General features: G+C 71.1%; 10 protein-coding genes. 4 read left to right on the top strand and 6 right to left on the bottom strand.

Annotated features, from left to right (window positions below):
* Positions 1–93: 93 nt before the first annotated feature.
* Genes murJ through ACFYSC_RS15700 form a run of 3 tightly spaced genes read right to left on the bottom strand, consistent with a single transcriptional unit; the run spans position 94 to position 4,618 of the window.
* A complete protein-coding gene (murJ, locus tag ACFYSC_RS15710) occupies positions 94–1,698 on the bottom strand; it encodes a murein biosynthesis integral membrane protein MurJ (RefSeq protein WP_389961519.1) in 1,605 nt (534 codons plus the stop codon).
* 30 nt (positions 1,699–1,728) lie between these two features.
* Positions 1,729–4,050 carry a hypothetical protein gene (locus tag ACFYSC_RS15705; protein ID WP_389961517.1) on the bottom strand — a complete coding sequence of 774 codons (2,322 nt, stop codon included), beginning with the start codon at positions 4,048–4,050 and terminating at the stop codon, positions 1,729–1,731.
* A 46-nt stretch (positions 4,051–4,096) separates the two neighbouring features.
* Positions 4,097–4,618: a YbaK/EbsC family protein gene (locus ACFYSC_RS15700; RefSeq protein WP_362932490.1), complete on the bottom strand. Its 522-nt coding sequence runs from the start codon at positions 4,616–4,618 to the stop codon at positions 4,097–4,099.
* A 128-nt stretch (positions 4,619–4,746) separates the two neighbouring features.
* Here ACFYSC_RS15700 and ACFYSC_RS15695 point away from each other — a divergent pair, with 128 nt between their 5' ends.
* The gene (locus ACFYSC_RS15695; RefSeq protein WP_389961515.1) at positions 4,747–6,192 is read left to right on the top strand and encodes a CCA tRNA nucleotidyltransferase; all 1,446 of its coding nucleotides are present in this window, start codon (positions 4,747–4,749) and stop codon (positions 6,190–6,192) included.
* A 123-nt stretch (positions 6,193–6,315) separates the two neighbouring features.
* On the opposite strand, the gene ACFYSC_RS15690 is transcribed toward ACFYSC_RS15695, so the two are convergent.
* On the bottom strand, positions 6,316–7,617 hold the full coding sequence (locus ACFYSC_RS15690; RefSeq protein ID WP_389961513.1) for an MFS transporter: 1,302 nt from the start codon (positions 7,615–7,617) through the stop codon (positions 6,316–6,318).
* Between the two features lie 169 nt (positions 7,618–7,786).
* Here ACFYSC_RS15690 and idi point away from each other — a divergent pair, with 169 nt between their 5' ends.
* Complete coding sequence (gene idi, locus ACFYSC_RS15685; protein ID WP_362932496.1) at positions 7,787–8,368, top strand: isopentenyl-diphosphate Delta-isomerase; 582 nt, start codon at positions 7,787–7,789, stop codon at positions 8,366–8,368.
* A 102-nt stretch (positions 8,369–8,470) separates the two neighbouring features.
* Here idi and ACFYSC_RS15680 read toward each other — a convergent pair whose 3' ends face one another.
* Both ACFYSC_RS15680 and ACFYSC_RS15675 read right to left on the bottom strand, forming a co-directional pair.
* Positions 8,471–9,550: an inositol-3-phosphate synthase gene (locus ACFYSC_RS15680; protein WP_389961511.1), complete on the bottom strand. Its 1,080-nt coding sequence runs from the start codon at positions 9,548–9,550 to the stop codon at positions 8,471–8,473.
* A 29-nt stretch (positions 9,551–9,579) separates the two neighbouring features.
* Positions 9,580–10,266, bottom strand: coding sequence for a helix-turn-helix transcriptional regulator (locus ACFYSC_RS15675; RefSeq protein ID WP_389961509.1), 687 nt, complete (start codon positions 10,264–10,266; stop codon positions 9,580–9,582).
* A 545-nt stretch (positions 10,267–10,811) separates the two neighbouring features.
* Here ACFYSC_RS15675 and ACFYSC_RS15670 point away from each other — a divergent pair.
* Together ACFYSC_RS15670 and ACFYSC_RS15665 are read left to right on the top strand one after the other, a co-directional pair.
* Positions 10,812–13,622: a transglycosylase domain-containing protein gene (locus tag ACFYSC_RS15670; protein ID WP_389961507.1), complete on the top strand. Its 2,811-nt coding sequence runs from the start codon at positions 10,812–10,814 to the stop codon at positions 13,620–13,622.
* Complete coding sequence (locus ACFYSC_RS15665; RefSeq protein ID WP_389961505.1) at positions 13,622–14,965, top strand: glycosyltransferase family 87 protein; 1,344 nt, start codon at positions 13,622–13,624, stop codon at positions 14,963–14,965. Before ACFYSC_RS15670 ends, ACFYSC_RS15665 begins: the two co-directional genes overlap by 1 nt.
* Positions 14,966–15,086 lie beyond the last annotated feature (121 nt).

Here is a 15,086-nt window from a genome sequence, read left to right as displayed (position 1 = left end):
TAGCCGCATGTCGTCACACGCGTCGCACCATGGTAGTCCCGCGCCGGTTCCGCCCGTCTTCCGCTTGTCAGACGCTTGGGACAAGTCTTGGGGTTACCGGCCTACCCGTCCTGCCACCATTCCAACGATCGAGCCGACCTCCGGGATGCGCATCCGGTGCGCGAAGGCCAGATAGAGCACCATACCGAGACCTCCGCCCGCGGCGAGCATGATGGCCGCGTTGAAGGGGGTCAGGTCGGCGAGTCCCCGGGTGATCCACAGCACGCCGAGCGCGAGCGCCGCGGCCGGCAGGGCCGCGAGGTACATCCGGGACAGCCCGGCGGCCACCACGCGCCCGTTCAGCCCGCCCGCGCGGCGGGCGGCCATCCGCCAGGCCACCGCGGTGCCTACGACGTAGGAGACGGTGAGTGCGAACGCCAGGCCCATGACGACGTACTCGGGGGGCAGGACGGCGGCGGCGAGGAAGCTGAGCGCGATGCTCACCGCCGTGTTGCCCGCCCCGATGAGGACCGGGGTCCTCGTGTCGCCGAAGGCGTAGAACACGCGCAGCAGGAGCTGGAAGAGCGAGAACGGCACCAGCGCCAGCCCGAAGACCTGCAGCACGCTGCCGATGTACAGGGCGTTGGCGGGGTCGTTGTTGCCCCAGGAGTAGATCAGCACGGTCACGGCCGGGCCCAGCACCATCAGCAGCACCCCGGCGGGCACGAGCAGCGACGCCACCAGCCGAACGCCCGAGGCGAACTCGTCGCGGACCGAGGTCAGGTCGCCCTCGGCGACCGACCGGCTCATCCGGGGCAGCATCGCGGTGATCACCGAGACCGCGATGATCCCGTAGGGGAGCTGGAAGAGCTGGAACGCCTGGGAGTAGGCGGTGTTGCCCGCGCCCGGCGCCCGGTCACCGGCCGCCGAGGCGATGTTGGTCGTGACCAGGAAGCCGAGCTGGGTGATGGTCACGTACAGGAAGGTCCAGGAGCCGGCCTTGGCCATCTCGCCCAGCCCGGCCTGACGCAGGTCGAACCGGGGCGTGAGGCGGAAGCCCGCCCGGTGCAGCGAGACCATCAGCACCAGGCACTGGGCCACGATCCCGAGGGTGGTGCCGAGGCCCAGGACGGTGAGGTCGGAGCCGCTCACCGCGGTGACGTCCGCGCCCGCCCGCCCCGCCTTCACGTAGTACAGGGCCAGGACGGCGATCATCACGATGTTGTTCAGCACCGGGGCCCACATCGGGGCGGCGAACCGGTCCCGGGTGTTGAGGATCGCCCCGGCGAGCGCCCCGACGCCGACGAAGGCGACCTGCGGCAGGAGGTAGCGGGCCAGCGTGACCGTCACCTCGACCCGCTCGGGACCCCAGTCGTGGGTGTAGAGGCCGATCAGCGGCCGGGCGAGCAGCACCGCGATGACGGTCAGCACCAGCAGTCCGAGCACGCCCGCGGTCATCAGCCGCTGCTCGTAGGCCCGGCCGCCGTCCGGGTCGGTCTTCTGGCGCCGCACGATCGACGGCACCACGACGCTGCTCAGCACCCCGCCGAGGAGGTAGTCGAACAGGATGAACGGGATCATGTTGGCGACGGTGTAGGCGTCGCCCATCTGCGCGCTGCCCAGCGCGGCCACCAGCACCGCCGAGCGGACGAACCCGGTGACGCGGGAGACCATCGTGCCCGCCGCCATGATCGCGCTCGCGCGCAGGACCCTGCTCATGGGCTTCCTTCCACTGGGGGACCCGGCCTTTCAGGACTCGGTGCCCGCGGGGGCGCCGGCCGGCCGTGGCGGAGCCGTCGGGGCCGCCTGGGACGCCCGGGACGCCGCGCCGCGGCGGGCTCCGCGGCGCCGCAGCACGCGCATGACCACGGCCGCCAGCATCACCGCCAGGGCCGCGCCGACGATGAACAGCGCGATGCCGGTGTAGCCGGTGGTCCGCACGGTCAGCTTCGCGGGCTTGCCGTACTTGTGGCCGTCCCTGGTGACGAGCTGGACCGTCACGGTCGTCTGGCCGCCGATGGCGGTCGCCCGCATCGGGACCCGGATCGTGCGGTTCTGGCCCCCCGCGATGACGATGGGGGAGTCCTCGCTCTCGTACGGGTCGATCTCCAGCAGCTTCGGCTTGTCGGACGTCACCCGCAGCTGCACCGCGATCTCGCTGCCCAGCCCCGTCAGGTCGTTGCGGACGCTGATCGGCACGTTGCCGTCGGAGCCCGCCAGGGTGCGGAACTGCGGCTGGTCGCTGCCGCTGATGGAGACCTTGGCGATCCGCCCGTCGACGGCGGCGGCGACCTGCCTGACGTAGGGGGTGGCGTCCTCGGTCCGGCCGCGCCAGGCGGAGGAGGCCAGCCGCAGCAGCGCCGGCTCGAAGATGTCGAGGTCCTGCGCGGTGGTGACGCCGGTCGTCAGGTCGGCGCGGGAGTTCACCCGCTTGACGCTCGACATGTACGGCTTGCCGAGCTCGGCCCGCCGGTCCTGCTCGGTGTAGGTGAGGCCGGCCCGCGGCGTGGCCGGCGACTTGGGCCGCTTGAGCGCGTCGAGCGTGACCGGGGAGAGCCAGGGCAGCGTGGCGGTCGCCTTGACGAGCCCGGTGACGTAGCCGGGGTCCGGGTGCCAGCGGCGCGGCGGGACCGCGATGACGGTCTTCGCGGCGGTCTTCGGGGCCCCGGCCGTCCCGGTGGCGGTGGTGTCGGGGGCGGCCTGCTCGGCGCCGATCATCGCGGTCTCGGCGACGAACCGCTGCCGGCTCAGCGCCGCGGCCCCGGGGGCCGAGGTGTCGGCGCCGAGGACGTCGCTCAGCGCCGGGTCGGCGACCAGCGCGGTGACCGGGCCGTCCACGCTCTCCAGACGGGCGAAGGCGTCGGGGGTCGTGCCGCCGGTGGTGGCCGGGACCTCGGGCGGCACGGTGGAGGGCTGGTCGGCCGCGGGCGGCAGGTTGCGCTGGTCGAGCAGCACGGTGTCGACGCCGGCGTCGGCCAGCGCGTCCAGCCCGTCGTAGTCGACCACGCCGTTGACCGGCCAGTTGACGTAGTCGATGACGTCGCGGCCGAGGGTCTCCCGGCCGATGCGGGCCGCCGCCTCGATGCCGCTGCGCGTCGCGTCGTCCACGCCGTTGTGGGTCAGGGCCGTCACGTCGGGGTCGGCGTAGGGGGTGGCGATCACGGGCGGCCTGGCGAGGGCGGCGCGGAGGTCGCGCAGCCACCGGCCGGCCTCGGCGCTGGCCGGCCGCTTCACGACCGTGTCCTTGGTCTTGACCGTGTGCGTCCTCGCCATCGCCTGGGCGTCGTCGAGCAGGGCGGGGTCGACTACCCAGGTGAGCCCCTTGGCGGAGGTGTTGTCCTGGGCGATCTTCAGCAGGTCGCCCAGCCGCTGCCCGGACGCCATGTACTTGGCCAGGGTGTCGTCGACGAAGGTGGCGTCGTCGGCCCGGCGCGGCTGGTCGATGACCGGCAGGACCATGGCGATCTTCGTGCGGGGGACCGTGACGTCCTTGGGGAGGTAGGTCAGCACGGTGCGCTGGACGGCGACCTGCTGGCCGAAGCCGTCCAGCACCTCCAGCAGGATCGGGTAGACCCCGAACCGGTTGATGCCGAGCTGCTGCGGGGTGACCGTGAACTCCCAGGGCGCCTTGGCCGAGGGGGCGACCGTGGGCTCCAGGTACCGGTCGTGGTAGGAGTAGGGCTGCGCGCCCTCGCCCCCGAGGTAGGTCGCGAGGTCGGCACGGCGGGTGAACGGCTGCGACGAGTGACGCAGCCGGATCCGCAGGCCGTTGCGGGCCTCGCCGGTGTTGGCGAAGAAACCGGAGATCCTGATCTCCGCCGTCGGGTCGCGCGGCACGTCGGGGGTGATCGACTCCACCACGAGCTGCGGCTCCTGGCGTCCCTGGCGGGCGGCCGCCGGACGGGCGCCCACCCCTGCCTCGCGGGCCTCCGCCATGGCCGTCCGGGCGTTCGCCGTTCCGGGGCGGGCCTCCGCGGTCGTCCGGGCGTCCGCCGTACCAGGAAGGACCACGACGGCGGAGGAGAGCATCGTGGTGGTCATCATGGCGAGCAACGCGGCCTTGCGGATCACGTGCGGGCCTGGGTCGGAGTACGGCGCACGCCCGTAATGCTATGGCCTATCCGGCGAGCGGGAAGGTCGCGGGCTCTCTCCGTGACCGGGACTGGACCAGGCCGATGGTCTTCCCTGGGACAAGGGCGAGCAGGTGATCGGCCCTGATCCGCAGGGCCGTACGGCGCTCTCCGGTGGGAGTGTGGACGACCCGCTCGGTCCCGGACAACCGCTCGTCCACCAGGACGGGAAGGGTCTCCGGGAGCAGCAGCGGGCACACCAGCCCGGCGGCGTAGTCGGTGACGGAGTTCACAGTGAAATCCGTCGCCGGGCGGACCCGGCGGGCCCCCACGATGCCGCCGACGACGCCGGAGGCCGGCGGGGTGCCCACGGCGGAGACGACCGCCACCGGCTCGCGGCCGATGCGGGTCGTGACCTCGAAGACGGTGACCTCCACGCAGGTCTCCGGGCTCACCGACAGCAGGTCCGGAAGTTCCCGGACGGACGTCATCGCCCGGGGAAGGCGTACGATCTCATGGTGGACCTGGTGTGCGAGGAGCCAGCGGTGGATCGCGAGGGCGTCCTTCATGTGTGTGCTCCTTGCCTCGACTGTCTCGACGCACGGCCCCCGACGGTCTCTTACCGACCGTAACCTGGTGATCGCTTCAGGTGTATCCCCGCAGGGAACATGTTCCGTAACCGAAGGACCTACCCGGCTTGTCCCTTTCAAATCTGACCGAGAGCCAGCGGAGCGGCGTGACCGCGTTGTTCCGGAAGATCGCCCCCGTGGCCGACGAACTCGGCGAGCTCTTCGCGGCCGAGGGACACCAGATCGCCCTCGTGGGCGGCTCCGTCCGCGACGTCTTCCTGGACAGGATCGGCAACGACCTCGACTTCACCACGGACGCGCGCCCGGAGACGGTCCTGGCGCTGGTGCGCGACTGGGCCGACTCCGTCTGGACGGTCGGCATCGACTTCGGCACCGTGGGCGTGCGCAAGAACGGCTGGCTGCTGGAGATCACGACCTATCGCAGCGAGTCCTACGACCCCGCCTCCCGCAAGCCCGAGGTGTCCTACGGCGACACGCTGGAGGGTGATCTCGCCCGCCGGGACTTCGCGATCAACGCGATGGCGCTGCGGCTGCCCTCCCGGGAGTTCGTCGATCCGTACGGCGGCCTGGACGACCTGCACGCCCGGGTGCTGCGCACCCCGGGGCCGCCCGAGCGGTCCTTCGACGACGACCCGCTGCGGATGCTGCGGGCCGCCCGGTTCGCCAGCCAGCTCGGCTTCACCGTGGACGACGCGGCGCTCGCCGCGATGCGCGAGATGGCCGGGCGCATCGACATCGTCTCCGCCGAGCGGATCCGCGAGGAGCTCAACAAGCTGATCTGCGGCGACGACCCCCGCCGCGGCCTGGCGATCCTGGTCGACACGGGGCTCGCCGAGCACGTCCTGCCCGAGCTGCCCCGGCTCCGCCTGGAGATCGACGAGCACCACCGGCACAAGGACGTCTACGATCACACGCTGATCGTGCTGGAGCAGGCGATCGACCTGGAGGAGGACGGTCCCGACCGGATCCTGCGCTGGGCCGCGCTGCTGCACGACGTGGGCAAGCCCAAGACCCGCCGCCACGAGCCGGGCGGCCGGGTCTCCTTCCACCACCACGAGGTGGTGGGCGCCCAGCTCGCCAAGCGGCGGATGACCGAGCTGAAGTTCCCCAAGGACGTGGTGGCCGACGTGTCCCGCCTGGTGGAGCTGCACCTGCGCTTCCACGGTTACGGCACCGGCGAGTGGACCGACTCGGCCGTGCGCCGCTACGTCCGCGACGCCGGGCACCTGCTCGACCGCCTGCACAAGCTGACCCGCGCCGACTGCACCACCCGCAACCGCCGCAAGGCCCAGGCCCTGTCGCGGACCTACGACCAGTTGGAGGAGCGCATCGCCCGGCTGGCCGAGGAGGAGGAGCTCGGCAAGATCCGCCCGGAGCTCGACGGCAACGAGATCCAGTCCGTCCTCGGCGTCCCCCCGGGCCCGGTCGTCGGCCGCGCGTACAGGTTCCTCCTGGAGATGCGGCTGGAGTCGGGCGTGGTGGGCAGGGAGGCCGCCACCGAGGCCCTGCTCGCGTGGGCCCGGGAGAACGGGCTGACGCCCCCCGCGGAGTGACCGGTCCCGCCCGCCGCCCCGCGACCGGCGGGACCGGTTCCCCCGCCGTACGGCGGGCCGCCCGGGGTGGATCACACCGGCGGCGGCTCCCCGGGACCGGCCGCGACGGGCGGCCCCGGGGGGTCACGACGGCGACGACGACGGCAGCGGCTCGCGCGGGCGGTCCGGCGCGACGACCCGGTAGACCAGCGCGCCCGCCAGGTACCCGGCGCAGATGACCGAGAGCACGACCAGCGACTTCCCGTTGGGCGGCAGCATCACCGCGGCCAGGGCGGCGGCGAGCACGTACGTGCCGTTGAAGAGCATGTCGTAGATCGAGAACGCCCGTCCGAGGTAGAGGTCCTCGACGTCGCGCTGGACGCTCGTGTCCGCGCAGATCTTGATGCTCTGGCCGGTGATGCCCAGCACGAAGCCGCCGACGGCGAAGGCCCACTGGTGGAACGACGCGCAGAGCGCGAACGTCAGCACCCCCGCGGTGGCGAGCATGACCGGCACCCAGGTCTCGATGCCGAAGCGCGCGGTCGCCCACGGCGTGACCAGGATGGCGAGGAAGTAACCCACCCCCGAGGTGGCCAGCACCAGGGTGACCGCGTTCAGCGCGCTCTCGGCGCTCTCGGCGAAGTAGTAGCGCGACAGCAGCACCAGCATCGCCGTGCACATGCCGTACATGAACCGGTGGGTCGCCATCGCCCCCAGGGCGGCGCTCGCGGCGCGGCGGTGGGCGATGTGCCGGACGCCGTCGGCCAGTCCGCGGACGACGTTGCGCACCGCCTCGCGGGCCTGCGGCCGCTCGGGGTCGTCGGCCGGGCCGAGCAGTCCGCGGTCCATGGTCCTGGCGACCAGGCCGCTGACGCAGAAGACGACCGCGGAGAAGGCCAGCAGCACCGCCGTGCCCCGGTCGTCGCCCCCGACGGCCAGCCGCAGTGTGTAGCCCAGGCCCACGCCGAGGAAGGTCACCACCGTTCCGGAGGTGGGGGTGACGGCGTTGGCCACCATCAGCCGGTCGGGCGGGACGACGTGCGGCAGCGCGGCCCCGAGCGCGGCCAGGAAGAACCGGTTGACGCCGAGGACGGCGAGCGCGGCGGCGTAGAAGACCGGCTCGGGAGCGTCCGAGACGACGATGGCCGCGGTCACCAGCAGCAGCGCGCCGCGCACCAGCGGCGAGACCACCAGGATCCGCTGCCGGGACCACCGGTCGATGAACACGCCCACGAAGGGCCCCAGGATCGAGTACGGCAGGAACAGCACGGCCAGACCGGCGGCGACGGCGGCGGCGCTCGTGTTCTTCTCCGGGCTGAAGAAGGCGAATCCGGTCACCGCGAACTGGAAGACCCCGTCGGAGAACTGCGAGACCAGGCGGGTCGCGTACAGCCGCCGGAAGTCCCGGCCTTCCAGGACGACGCGGAGATCGGAGAGGAACGACACGCGATCAGCGTACGCGGGGCCGCCGACGGCGGCATCGGGGAAATCCCTGAGAAGCCTCTCAGCCGCGGGCGGGTCTTCGTGAACCGGTGTTAACCGCGTTACACGGACCTTTCATGAACTAATGCTCATCGGACCCGGCGGACCTGCCCGGTCACGTACCCTCGGTCGGGTGACACGTGATGAACACGTCGTGCTCGTCGACACCGACGGCAACGCGATCGGCACGGCTCCCAAGGCGACGGTGCACGGCTCCGACACCCCGCTGCATCTGGCCTTCTCCAGCTACGTGTTCGACGACCAGGGCCGGGTGCTGCTCACCCGCCGGGCGTCACACAAGATCACATGGCCGGACGCCTGGACCAACAGCTGCTGCGGCCACCCGCTGCCCGGGGAGCCGCTCCCCGCCGCGGTGATCCGCCGGCTCTCCTACGAGCTCGGGCTGGAGGTGGAGCGGGTGGATCTGATCCTGCCCCGCTTCTCCTACCGCGCGGTCATGGACAACGGGATCGTCGAGCGCGAGCTCTGCCCGGTCTACCGCGCCGTCGTCGCCCGCGACGCCGCGCCCAACCCCGAGGAGGTGGGCGAGGTCCGCTGGATGCCGTGGAAGGAGTTCGCGGCCGGGGTGCTCGACGGCAGTCTGGAGATCTCCCCGTGGTGCCGGGAGCAGATCCCCCACCTCGACCGCCTCGGCGCCGACCCGCTGACCTGGCCGGCCGCTGACCCGGCGGAGCTGCCGCCCGCCGCCCGCTGAGCGGTCACGGGAAGAGCCCGGCGCGCTGAGCGGTCACAGGGGGCCCGGCGCGGAAGAAGCCCCCCGCCCCGGTGGGCGGAGGGCTTCGTCATCGGCGGGGCGTCAGCGCTCGACCTCGCCGCGGATGAACTTCTCGACGTACTCGCGAGCCTCGTCGTCGGAGTACTGCTCCGGCGGGGACTTCATGAAGTAGGACGAGGCCGACAGGATCGGGCCGGCGATGCCGCGGTCCATGGCGATCTTGGCGGCCCGTACGGCGTCGATGATGATGCCGGCGGAGTTCGGGGAGTCCCAGACCTCCAGCTTGTACTCCAGGTTCAGCGGGGTGTCGCCGAAGGAGCGGCCCTCCAGCCGGACGTAGGCCCACTTGCGGTCGTCCAGCCACGGCACGTGGTCCGACGGGCCGATGTGCACGTCGGCCTTGCCCATCTCGTGCGGGATCTGCGAGGTGACGGACTGCGTCTTGGAGATCTTCTTGGACTGGAGGCGCTTGCGCTCCAGCATGTTCATGAAGTCCATGTTGCCGCCGAAGTTCAGCTGGTAGGTGCGGAGCAGCTCCACCCCGCGGTCCTCGAACAGCTTGGCCATGACGCGGTGCGTGATGGTGGCGCCGACCTGCGACTTGATGTCGTCGCCGACGATCGGCACGCCCGCCTCGGTGAACTTCCGCGCCCACTCGGGGTCGGAGGCGATGAACACCGGCAGCGCGTTGACGAACGCCACCTTGGCGTCGATGGCGCACTGGGCGTAGAAGCGGTCGGCCTCCTCCGAGCCCACCGGCAGGTAGGAGACGAGGACGTCGACCCGGTTCTCCTTGAGGACCCGCACGACGTCGACCGGGGCCTCGTCGGACTCCTCGATCATCTCGCTGTAGTACTCGCCCAGACCGTCGAAGGTGTGGCCGCGCTGCACGGTCACGCCGAGCGGCGGCACGTCGCAGATCTTGATGGTGTTGTTCTCCGACGCCACGATCGCCTCGGACAGGTCGCGCCCGACCTTCTTGGCGTCGACGTCGAACGCCGCGACGAACTCGACGTCGCCGACGTGGTAGTCGCCGAACTTGACGTGCATCAGGCCCGGCACCCGGGTGCCGGGATCGGCGTCCCTGTAGTAGTGCACGCCCTGCACGAGCGACGAGGCACAGTTGCCAACACCGACAATGGCTACGCGCACCGAACCCATGGCACTCGCTCCCCTTGGTCGTTAGTTCGTCATTTGCCGTCCGGGGCGGAACGCCGTCCCCGGTTATCAGATCCGGGCGCGGGCGCCCGGGGTGTTTCCTCTTGTGGAGCGTCCTCGGCCGAACGCAGGGCCTCCGCCGCCGACGACTCGCGCCGCTCGGTGGCGATCAGCTCGTTCAGCCAGCGCACCTCGCGCTCCACCGACTCCAGCCCGTGACGCTGCAGTTCGAGGGTGTAGCTGTCGAGCCGCTCCCTCGTCCGGGCCAGGGCCGTGCGGACGCCGTCGAGCCGCTCCTCGAGCCGGCTGCGACGGCCCTCGAGGATGCGCAGACGCACCTCGGCCTCCGTGTGCCTGAAGAAGGCGAAATGGATGCCGAAGCTCTCATCTTCCCAGGCAGACGGACCGGCCTGGGTCAGCAGCTCCTGGAGCCGCTCCTTGCCCTCTGCGGTCAGCCGGTAGACGATCTTCGATCGCCGTCCGGTGAGCGTTATGGAGCCCTCCGCCGGGGCAGAGGCATCCTCCGCCCCGTCGTCCTCGACGATGAGGCCGTCCGCCAGCAGCTGACGGAGGCAGGGGTACAGCGAGCCGTAGGAGAACGCCCGGAACATCCCGAGCAGGGAGTTCAGGCGTTTGCGCAGCTCGTAGCCGTGGAGTGGAGTCTCGTGCAACGACCCGAGCACGGCGAGCTCCAGCACGCCGCTACGTCCGCTGGCCACCGGGGAACACCACCTCTCGCGTCGATGTATCGCTCCGATACATCAGGAGGATACGTCGGCGCGTCATATCTCCGCAATTAACGACTTTCTCAAGAGGTTGGGAGGAAAGCGTAAAAAGCCGTAGTCTGGCGGCTATGTGGTCACGGCTGATCGTGTCGGGAGACGGGTCCCGCATGGCCTGGACCGCCCGTCGATACGGGAAATCCCGGCCTGTCGCGGCCGAGGTCTGCCAAGGTTGTTCTGGGAGTCACCGGAAGACCTCGATCGTCCTCGGCAACGGAGATCCACCCGAACGGGCCGGCCAGTTGTGGGCCAAGGCGACGAGATCATCCGCCTGCGGGAGGTAACCTCGCCGCGCCTGTACGCCGCCGTAGACCTTGACGACCGAACGAGGACGCGTGAGTTACAGCAGCAGCAATGACCCGGAGCCGGGCGGAGACCGGCGAAGTCCGGACCCTTCGGCTCGCCAGGGGCGGCGCCGCCGCTCCGGCGCGGGGGCCGCTTCTCCTCCGGTTCCCCCGGCTCAACCGTCTCAAACCGGCGACATGGCCGTGAACCGCGGGCCGTCCCAGGCACAGCCGGGGCGGCCTCCGTACGGCTCGGGCCGGAACGACACGGTACGGCTGCCACAGGGCGCGGGGCCCGACCCCCGCGCGCCGTACGGCCCGGCCGCCGGCCGCCGCCAGGAGGCGGCCTTCGAGGACACCCAGGCGATGCTCGCCGCGGCGCGGGGCGGCGCCTCCGCGGACGGCCGGGAGGCGCCGCGGGCCGGTGACCGCGCGGCGGCTCAGGAGACCCGGGTGCGGGCCGCCGGCCCGGGGAACCGTTCCCTGGACGCCAACGAGACCCAGGTGGCCGGCCGCTTCGCGGCCGAGGGCACGCCGGGCCCCAGGCGCAGGCGGGCACGCGGGCGCGGGGCGTCCGGACCGGGCGGTCCCGAGGGCCCCGGCGGCGGGCACGGTGACGACGGATCCGGCGACGACGGGCCCGGTGACGGCAGGCGTAAGGGCTGGAAGCGGTTCCTGCCGAGCTGGAAGATCCTGGTGGCCGGCTTCGTGGTCGTCGCCGCCGGCGTCTTCGGCATGATCGCGGTCGGCTACGCCAACACGCCCGTCCCGTCGGACGCGGACGCCAAGGCCAGCGTGGACGACCGGGGCAGCGTCTTCTACTACGCCGACGGCAAGACCGTCATCGCCCGCATGGGCACCAAGCGCACCCCGGTGACGATCGAGAAGATCCCCCTGCACGTCCAGGACGCGGTGATCGCCCTGGAGAACAGGACCTTCCGCACCGACAGCGGCATCGACATCAAGGGCATGGCCCGCTCGCTGTGGAGCACCGCGTCCGGCACCCAGCTCCAGGGCGCCTCGACCATCACCCAGCAGATGGCCCGCGGCTACTACGACGGCCTCGATAAGGAAGTGTCGATCAAGCGGAAGGTCAAGGAGATCTTCGTCGCCGTCAAGATCAGCAAAGAGCTCTCCAAGGACGAGATCCTCACCCGCTACCTGAACACGATCTACTTCGGCCGCGGCGCCAACGGCATCGAGGCCGCCGCCAAGGCGTTCTTCGGCAGGCACGTCTGGCAGCTCACCCCGCCGCAGGCCGCCTACCTCGCGGGCCGCATCCAGAACCCGAGCCGTTTCGACGTGCTGGAGCAGGAAGGCAACTTCGCCGCCACCAAGGAGCGCTACACCGTCGCGCTGCGGAACATGGCCGAGATGGACCCGGCCAAGTACGGCAAGTACGCCGACACCCCCTTCGAGAAGCTCAAGTTCGTCAAGGTCAAGACCACCGACATCTACAAGGGCATCCGCGGTTTCATGCTCGACATCGCGCGCCAGGAGCTCGCCCGGCGCGGCATCACCAAGGAGATGCTGGAGACCCAGGGGCTGAAGGTCTACACGACCTTCGACAAGCAGAAGATGGAGGACGCCCAGAAGGTGGTCAAGGCCCGCACCGCCGGGCTCGACCCCACCATCCACGCCAGCATCGCCTCGGTGGACCCCAGGAACGGCCGGGTGGTCGCCTTCTACAGCGGCGACGACTACCTCAAGGTGTACGGCAACCGCGCGTTCACCTCGCCCAAGCAGGCGGCGTCGGCGTTCAAGCCGTACGTCCTCGCGGCGTGGCTGGAGAAGGGCTACTCCCTCGACAGTTATGTTGACGGCGTGTCGAAGATCAAGATGCCGGGCACCACGGAGATCGGCAACTCCCACGCCGCGCCGTACGGGCCGATCAACATGGTCAAGGCCATGGCCGACTCGGTGAACACCGTCTTCGCGCAGATGGGCGAGGAGGTCGGCCTGGATGCCGTCGCCCAGATCGCCAAGGACGCCGGGGTCGGCGAGGAGGCCAAGAAGAACCCGGCCTACCGCGGCCTGAACGCGGTCGACTACGCGATCGAGGAGCAGAAGTACCAGACCACGATCGGTGTCGCCTCGGTCACCCCGGTCGAGCAGGCCGCCGGCTACTCGATCTTCGCCAACGGCGGCAAGCACGCCGACTGGCACACCGTCATCAAGGTGACCAACCTCGACGGGGGGGTCGTGCTGCCCGAGCTGGCCAACCCCCGCGAGGTCATCACCCCCGAGACCGCGGCCGACGTGACCGTCGCGCTGCAGGCCGTCGTCAAGAGCGGCACCGGCACCGCGGCGAACCTCGGCACCCGTCCGGTGGCCGGCAAGACCGGCACGAACAACGCCTACAAGGACGCCTGGTTCGTCGGCTTCACCCCGCGGCTCGTCACCGCGGTCGGCATGTCCAAGGACGTGCCGTACAACAAGCCGATCGGCGCGGCCGGCCGACGCCCGCTCAAGGTCGACAAGTACGGCCAGCCGGTCAGCAAGAAGGCCAAGCCGTCCTGGGCCGAGGAGCCGATGCCGCCGTTCATCGGCGGCGGCGGCACCCCCACCCAGATCTGGCACGACTACATGGCCCTGGCCACCGCCAAGGACCCGGTCGAGCAGTTCCCGACGCGGGTCGACGCCGGTCAGCCGCACAACCTGGTCGACCCCAAGCCGACCCCGACGCCGACGGCGGAGTCGGAGCAGCCCGACGACCCGTTCGACCAGAACTGGCCGAACGACGGCGACCCGGACAACCCGTCCGTCGACGACGGGGGCTGCCAGCCCGGCGACCTGTCCTGCGACACGCCGCAGGACAGCACCGACGACGCGCCCCTCCCCGACGACGGCGGGGGCGGCGACATCGGCAACGGTCCCGGCAACGGCGGCGGAAACGGCCCCGGCAACGGCAACGGTCCCGGCAACGGGAACGGGAGCGGCGACGTCGGCACCACGAGCCCCGGAGCGGCGATCATGCCGAGCCCCGAGCCGTCCCGCCGGCGGCCCTGATGAAGGCGAACCGGCCCGGGTGGCTCACCACGTCCCGTGAGAGCGGAGAGATCCCGTACCTCCCCCTGACCCTGCTCGCGGGGCTGGGGGCGGCGCTCGCCTACCTGTGGAAGTGGCCGTGCCGCTTCGGCGGGGCATGGAACGACGGCACCCTCCAGTTCACCAACTTCTGCTACACGGACATCTATCCGCTGTGGTGGAACGAGAAGCTCAACGAGGGCAAGGTCCCCTACTTCGACCACCCCGTCGAGTACCCCGTCGGCATCGGCGGGATCATGGAGTTCTTCCGCAGGCTCGTCGGGCCGACGAGTGATCCCCCGACGGCGTTCTACGACCTGACCACGGTCCTGATGGCCGTCTGCCTGGTCGGGGGCGTGCTGCTGACGGCGGCGCTCGCCGGGCCGGCCCGGCGCTGGGACGCCGCGTGGTACGCGCTCGCCCCGGCGCTGATCCTCACCGCCTACATCAACTGGGACCTGGCCGCGGGGGTGCTCGCGCTCGGCGGGCTGCTGGCCTGGTCGAAGCGGCGGCACGTACTCGCCGGAGTCCTGCTCGGGCTGGCCGTCGCCACGAAGTTCTACCCGCTGATGTTCTTCGGTCCGCTGTTCCTGCTGACCTGGCGCACCGGCCGGTGGAAGGAGTTCGCCCAGACCGCCGCCGGCGCGGCCGGAATCTGGCTCGTCGTCAACGTGCCGATCATGCTCCTGGCCTTCGACGGCTGGAAGCGGTTCTACGTCTTCAGCCAGGAGCGCCCCGCCGACTGGGGATCGATCTGGTTCTTCTTCTCCCAGAAGCAGTGGCCGCTGCTGGGCGACCCCGAGCGGGTCGACAGCCTCGGCATCGTCACGCTGGGCCTGCTCTGCCTGGGCATCGCGCTGCTCGCCCTGGCCGCGCCGACCAGGCCCCGGCTGATGCAGCTCTGCTTCCTGGCGCTGGCCGCGTTCATGCTGACCAACAAGGTGTGGTCGCCGCAGTACGTGCTCTGGCTGATCCCCTTCGCGGTGCTGGCCCGGCCGAACTGGAAGCCGCTCGCGCTGTGGATGGCCGCCGAGTGCTGGTACTTCTTCGCGATCTGGCTCTATCTCGTCGCCCTCCAGCCGGGCAACGCCGACCTCGGCATCTCCGGTGACACCTATTTCACCGCGGTGTGGGGGCGGGCGATCACCATCGTGGTCATGATGGCCTTCGTGGTCCGCGACATCCTGCGGCCGGAGAAGGACGTGGTCCGCCGGAGCGGCGTCGACGACCCGTCCGGAGGCGTCTTCGACGAGGCGCCCGACCGTTTCCGCCTCGGCGGCTCCCCCGGCTTCGTGCTCCCGGACAATGACCCCGCGCACGCCTGAGCCCGGCCCGGAGCCGGTGCCGACCGGCGGCGACGGCGGACCCGAGGAGACCTCCGACGCCGGCGGGCCCGGTGCCGGCGGTCCGGTCGAGACCGCCGTCGCGCGGAGGACCGCGCCGCCG

The sequence above is a fragment of the Streptosporangium sp. NPDC004379 genome (genome assembly GCF_042873875.1).
GTDB lineage: Bacteria > Actinomycetota > Actinomycetes > Streptosporangiales > Streptosporangiaceae > Streptosporangium.
The sequence above is the reverse complement of the archived record's forward strand: the minus strand, read 5'-3'. Positions and strand labels throughout refer to the sequence as shown.